The sequence below is a fragment of the Limosilactobacillus reuteri subsp. porcinus genome (assembly GCF_036621895.1).
Lineage (GTDB): Bacteria > Bacillota > Bacilli > Lactobacillales > Lactobacillaceae > Limosilactobacillus > Limosilactobacillus reuteri_J.
On the sequence record NZ_LN887311.1, the window covers coordinates 1 to 6196 of the forward strand.

4 protein-coding genes and 1 pseudogene are annotated in these 6196 nt (G+C 40.8%); all 5 read right to left on the minus strand.

Annotated elements, in window-relative coordinates:
• Positions 1-204: 204 nt before the first annotated feature.
• Positions 205-774 (minus strand): sugar O-acetyltransferase, encoded by a 570-nt coding sequence (locus AACL61_RS00355; protein ID WP_339110806.1) that lies wholly within the window; start codon positions 772-774, stop codon positions 205-207.
• An 85-nt stretch (positions 775-859) separates the two neighbouring features.
• The gene (gene araA, locus AACL61_RS00360; protein WP_339110807.1) at positions 860-2281 is read right to left on the minus strand and encodes an L-arabinose isomerase; all 1422 of its coding nucleotides are present in this window, start codon (positions 2279-2281) and stop codon (positions 860-862) included.
• 54 nt (positions 2282-2335) lie between these two features.
• Positions 2336-3064: an L-ribulose-5-phosphate 4-epimerase gene (locus AACL61_RS00365; RefSeq protein ID WP_153702654.1), complete on the minus strand. Its 729-nt coding sequence runs from the start codon at positions 3062-3064 to the stop codon at positions 2336-2338.
• Between the two features lie 3 nt (positions 3065-3067).
• Positions 3068-4690: a xylulokinase gene (locus AACL61_RS00370; RefSeq protein ID WP_339110808.1), complete on the minus strand. Its 1623-nt coding sequence runs from the start codon at positions 4688-4690 to the stop codon at positions 3068-3070.
• Positions 4691-4702: 12 nt separating this feature from the next.
• A pseudogene (locus AACL61_RS00375) lies at positions 4703-6031 on the minus strand (sugar porter family MFS transporter); the annotation flags it as partial.
• Between the last annotated feature and the right edge of the window lie 165 nt (positions 6032-6196).

The window sequence follows — 6196 nt, forward strand, 5'->3', positions numbered from 1 at the left end:
CTTAGACTTCCTTCAGATTCCACCTCACAGTGGACACCCTTGTCCTCAGCTCATGGTTCCGACTACTACGGTCCATAGCGGACTCTCACCGCCTAGCTAATACCCATGCCGGGCGCACATGATAAAGGGAACCAAGATAACGGCCGTCACATGACCATATCTTAGTTCCCTTTTTGCGTTAAAAATAACCCGGGAAATAATCAATTATTCTACATATGGATTCTTTTTAATGATTCGTGCTGGATTACCGGCAATAACAACATTATCACCAAACGACTTTGTCACTACACTTCCAGCACCAACAATTACATTATTACCCAAAGTTACACCTGGACAAATAATTGCCCCACCACCAATCCACGCATCATCCCCAATAGTGACATCCTTACTTTGTCCATAAGCTCCATTGCGTCGTAATCGTGGGTCCAAGGGATGATTAACAGTATAAATCTGCACTCGCGGTCCCAATAAACAATGCTTTCCAATCCGAATTGGACTTACATCAAGCATGACACAATCATAATTAGCGAAAAAATCATCATCTACATAAATGTTATAACCATAATCACATTTGAATTGCGGATGAACTTCACACTTTTCGCCAACGTGTCCAAACAATTGACGAATCACAGTATTGCTTGCAGTCGAATTCATCTCGCCAAGAGCATTGAAGCGCTCAACTAATTGACGGGCATATTGGCGCTCTTTAACTAATTCGGGATCGTAAACGTTAAAAACTTCCCCTACTAGCATTTTCTCTTTTTCAGTTTTCATTTTTCCATCTCCTGATAAAAAATGGTTCTACTCGTCTCGAGGTTTGCCGAGTAGAACCATTTTGCGGATTTTTAATTAAAATTGACTATTCAATAAAATCAACTTTAACATCTAACATTCCGAAAAGATCTTTAATTTGTTGTGGTTTCAAGCTGAAACTCAAGATTGTGTGGTGACCACCACCAGCATGCATCCAGCGTTCAGCACCTTCCTTTAAGCCAACAGTTGGTGTCCATAACTGCTTAGCAACTGGAAGATGAGGCGTTTCAGCTTCTGGCTTGTGACAATCAACTGAGTAACCAATAACCTTGTAACCATCGTTGAAGTATGAAAGGGTAACATCGACAGCCTTACCTTCACGACCAGTAAATACTAACCGTGCTGGGTCATCTTTACCACCAATGTCTAATGGGTGAACTTCAACCCGTGGCTTATCTGAAGCAATTGTTGGGTCAACTTCAAGCATGTGTGAACCAAGAATTGCTTGGTGACCTGGACGAAGGTCTAATGTGTAGTCTTCCATAAAGGCAGTAGCAACATTATCAGCAGCAATCTTCAATAAGCGATCCATTCCGGCAGACTTCCAATCACCTTCAGCACCAAAGCCGTAGCCATCACGCATCAATAATTGAGCAGCTAACCCAGGTAATTCTTCAAGGCCATGCAAGTCTTCAAAGTTGGTGGTAAATCCAGTGTAGCCTTTTTCATCCATAAACTTCTTCAAACCAAGGTATTCACGAAGTTGGTAACGAACTGAGTGTTCATAGTGCTCCTTAGTATTATCACCTTGGACCATTTCGTAACGACTTGCTAAGTCCTTGTAAGCAGCATCAATTTCATCTTCACTGATACCATTTACATATTCTACTAAGTCACTTACTGGCCAGTAGTCAACAGTCCAGCCAAGAAACATTTGGGCTTCAACTTTGTCACCTTCAGTAACGGCAACGTTCCGCATTGTATCACCAAAACGAACAATCTTAATGTTGAAGCTTTCGTTGTAAGCAACCGCAACATTTTGCCAGTCAGCGATTTCTTCTTGAACTTCTTCATCTCCCCAGAAGCCGTAAACAATCTTGTTATGCTTTTGTAAACGAGCGTTAATGTAAGCATATTCACGGTCACCATGAGCTGATTGGTTTAAGTTCATGTAATCAAAGTCAATGGTGTCATATGGAATCTTGTTCAAGTATTGAGTTGCTAAGTGAAGCAGTGGCTTTTGTAAAAGCTTAGTTCCTCGAATCCAGTTCTTTGCTGGTGAGAAGGTATGCATCCATGTCATAACACCGGCAACGTTGTCATTGTAGTTAGCTTCCTTCATAAACTTAGTGATTCCTTCAGCAGTTGTCATAACACCCTTGAAGACAACCTTGTAAGGTAATTTACCACTTTCGTTTAACTTATTAACAATATCTTCAGCATCAGCAGCAACTGACTTTAATTGTTCTTCACCGTAAAGGAATTGACTACCAGTAACAAAACAAAATTCGTAATTCTTAATATCCATGAGATTACACTCCTTTTATCCTAAAAAAATTTTTAAATGTAGCTACCAAATTAATTAAGCGTGAACTGCATGATCTTTTGAATGCGCATTATTTTGTCCGTAATATGCATTCGCACCATGCTTGCGGTAATAGTGTTTGTCCAATAAGTATTGTGGTAAGTGAAGGTCTTGGTGCGTTAATTGCATTGCATGATAATCTTCTTCTGCCACAACTTCTAACACCTTAGCATTATAAACTGCTTTGTCAGGTGTAGGGCCCCAGGTAAATGGACCATGTTGCATTACTAATGCCGCTGGGGTTGCTTCATAGTCCAAGCCCCGTTCCTTGAATGAACGAACGATTACCTTTCCTGTATTACCTTCATAGTCTTCTTCAATTTCTTCCTTCGTCAAAGCATCAGCAGCTGGGACATCAGTATAGAAAGTATCAGCGTGAGTGGTATTCATTGCTGGAACATCCATCCGTGCAGCTGCAAACGCTACTGCCCATGGTGAATGAGTATGAACGACTCCACCAATCTTTGGGAAGTGATTATAAAGGTAAGTGTGAGTAGGAGTATCACTGGATGGATTCAAGTCACCCTCGACTACCTCACCATCCAAGTTGACAACAACCATGTCTTCCGGCTTCATCTCTTCATATGGAACTCCAGAAGGTTTAATAACAAACAATCCTTTTTCACGGTCAATCCCTGAAACATTGCCCCATGTAAAGGAAACAAGGCCTAGTTTAGGAAGCCGCATATTTGCTTCATAAACTTCTTTCTTCAAATCTTCTAACATGTACTATTTACTCCCTTTCTCTTCACGTTCTTTAATGTCATCACCGGCTAATGCTTCAACAGGTAAACCTGCTTGGTAACGAGTAATAAAGCTTTCATATCCCTTTACACCAGCAGGTTCTGGTGTAAGGGTCATGCTTTCTGGATTCTTAAAGACTTTTTCGTCAAGGTAATCTGCTAGGGATTCTTTTCCGTAAGTCTCAGCATACTTAGCAAGAACCGCCATTCCCCATGGTCCACCTTCACTGGCAGTATTCATGATTGTAATTGGGATATTTAAGGCATTCGCCAAAACTTGTTGCCCAATAACTGGTGTTCCAAAGAGTCTCCCTTGTGCAACCATGACATCGGTTTGAACATGTTCTTCATTTAGTAAGATATCCATCCCAATCTTCAATGGCGCAAATGCTGCATAGAGTTGAGTAAGGAAGAAGTTGGCGAGGTTCATCTTACTATTTGGAGTACGGACAAATAAGGGACGTCCTTCTTGAATCTTGGTGATATTTTCACCAGAAAGATAACTATAATTAATCAATCCGCCAGCATCTGGGTCGGAGTGAACCGTTGAATCAAATAGGGTCTCGTAAAGCGTATTGGTATCGATCTTGGCTCCAATTGCATTAGCAAAATCTCTAAATAATCCAACCCAGGCGTTGATATCAGAAGAACAATTATTGATATGAACCATGGCTACTGGATCACCGGTTGGCGTAGTAACAATGTCAATATCACGGTGGAGTTTCTTTAATGGAGCATCCAACACATTCATTGAGAAGGCTGAAGTTCCAACTGAAATATTTCCTGTCCGTTTTCGAACACTGTTAGTTCCAACCATTCCAGTTCCTGCATCCCCTTCTGGAGGTGCCATCAAACTACCGGCTTGTAAAGTTCCACTTGGATCAAGTAATTTTGCTCCATCAGCAGTTAAGTGACCTGCATCGCGTCCAGCTACCAGGACTGCGGGTAAAATATTCTTAAGTTGCCATGGATACTGTTCAACTTCTGGTAATGAGTTGAATTTTTCGATAAAGTCTTGACGGTAGGTTAATGTTTGATCATCGATTGGAAATACTCCTGAGGCATCCCCAATTCCTAAAACTTTTTCACCTGAAAGCTTCCAGTGAACATAACCAGCTAAAGTTGTAATGAAATCAATATCTTTAACATGCGGTTCCTTGTTCAAAATTGCTTGGTAAAGGTGAGCAATACTCCATCGCTGTGGAATATTAAAATCAAATAAATCAGTTAACTTATCTGCGGATTCTTCAGTGATGTTATTCCGCCAGGTTCTAAATGGAACAAGTAATTGGTTATTTTTATCAAATGGTAGGTACCCATGCATCATGGCACTGACACCAATTGAACTAATTTCATCCAAGCTCACATGGTATTTGCTTTGGACATCTGCCTTAATCTTGGCATAAGCAGCTTGAATCCCTTCCCAAACTTGATCCAGCGGGTATGTCCAGATTCCGTCTTTCAATTGGTTTTCCCAGGTATAACTCCCAGAAGAGATTGTTTCAAAATCCGGATTAATCAAGACTGCTTTAATTCGGGTAGAGCCTAACTCAATTTCTAGTGAAGCCTGACCATTTTTTACTTGTGTCGCTGTTTCACGTAAATTCATAGAGTATTCCTCCTAGTTTTCAGGATTGCTGGCCTTTACTCGACCATGGTTTGTTCCTTGCTCTTCAATTTCTTCAAGAGTGTGACCACGAGTTTCTGGAACACAAGTCTTAACAAAGATAACTCCTAAGATACAGATAATTCCGAAGATCGCGAAAACAGCTTCTTGTGGCATACTTGCCGTCATAATTGGGAAGATAAGACCAACTAACCATGATCCAATCCAGTTAAATGATGAAGCTAAACCAGATGCACGACCCCGGATAGCTAGTGGGAAGATTTCACCAACAAGCACCCATGTTAACGGAGCCCATGTGAAGGAGTAGAAAGCAACATAGATACATAAGAACACAACAATTGTCATCGGATTCATATTTGGCATCATCCAATTAATAACGGCTGGAAGAATGAAGGAAAGTCCCATGACAGCACCACCAACCATTAACAATGTTCGCCGATTAAATTTATCAGCAATCCACATGTAAACCAGGGAACCAACAACTAAGATAACCCCTTGAACAATTGGCCACATTAAGTTTGAAGATGCAGCTTGGCCAGTTGCCTTTTGAACAATTAATGGAATGTAGTAGAAGATCGCGTTTGCACCTTGGAATTGTTGGAAGGCTGCAACCCCAACCCCCGCAATAACTAGGTAACGATACTTGCCACTGAATAAGGTTGACCAACTTGTCTTTTGATTTGCTTGTCGCTCTTCTTTAGCATTTTCTTTAATACTTGCTAATTCTTGGTCAATCTCAGCTGGATTTTTACGAATGTAAGAAAGAACTTTCCGCGCTTGTGCTTCATCACCTTTACGCAATAAGAAACGTGGAGATTCTGGCAAACGAAGAACACCAAGGAATAAGATTAAAGCAGGAACAGCTGCCAATCCTAACATAAGACGCCATGCCCATTCACCAGGAAGGTCTTTCAATAGGAAGTCAACAATATATGACAATAACATTCCGGAAACAATCATTGTTTGGTTAAGTCCAGATAAACGTCCACGCGCTTTAGCTGGTGCCATTTCGGACATATAAGCTGGTACCAAGGCTGAGGCAGCCCCAACCGCTAAACCTAAAAGCATCCGAACAATAATCAGATAGTAGGCACTTGCTTCGCCCATGTCTGGTGAAACACCAGATAAAACGGAGAATACCATGAATACAATTGCAGACATTAAAATCATTTTCCGCCGACCAAACTTATCAGAAAGCTGTCCGGCTAATGCGCCCCCGAAGATTGCCCCAAACATAACTGCTGAAGTAATCCAACCAACGAGAGAAGCCGCATTTTCAAGGTGCCAATCAGCTTGTAAGAAAGGTAAGGCACCAGTCATAACCAATTGTGAAAAATCGTTTTATACATTTAACAATTTCATGTCTATCTTGTAGTTAGAAGCAGTTATGCATGTGAAAAATATTTTTATTTTTTATTATTAAAAAAGACTAATTCCCGTTTAATGCACATAAATTGGAATTAGTCTTGTAAGCAGTCCGTATCCACA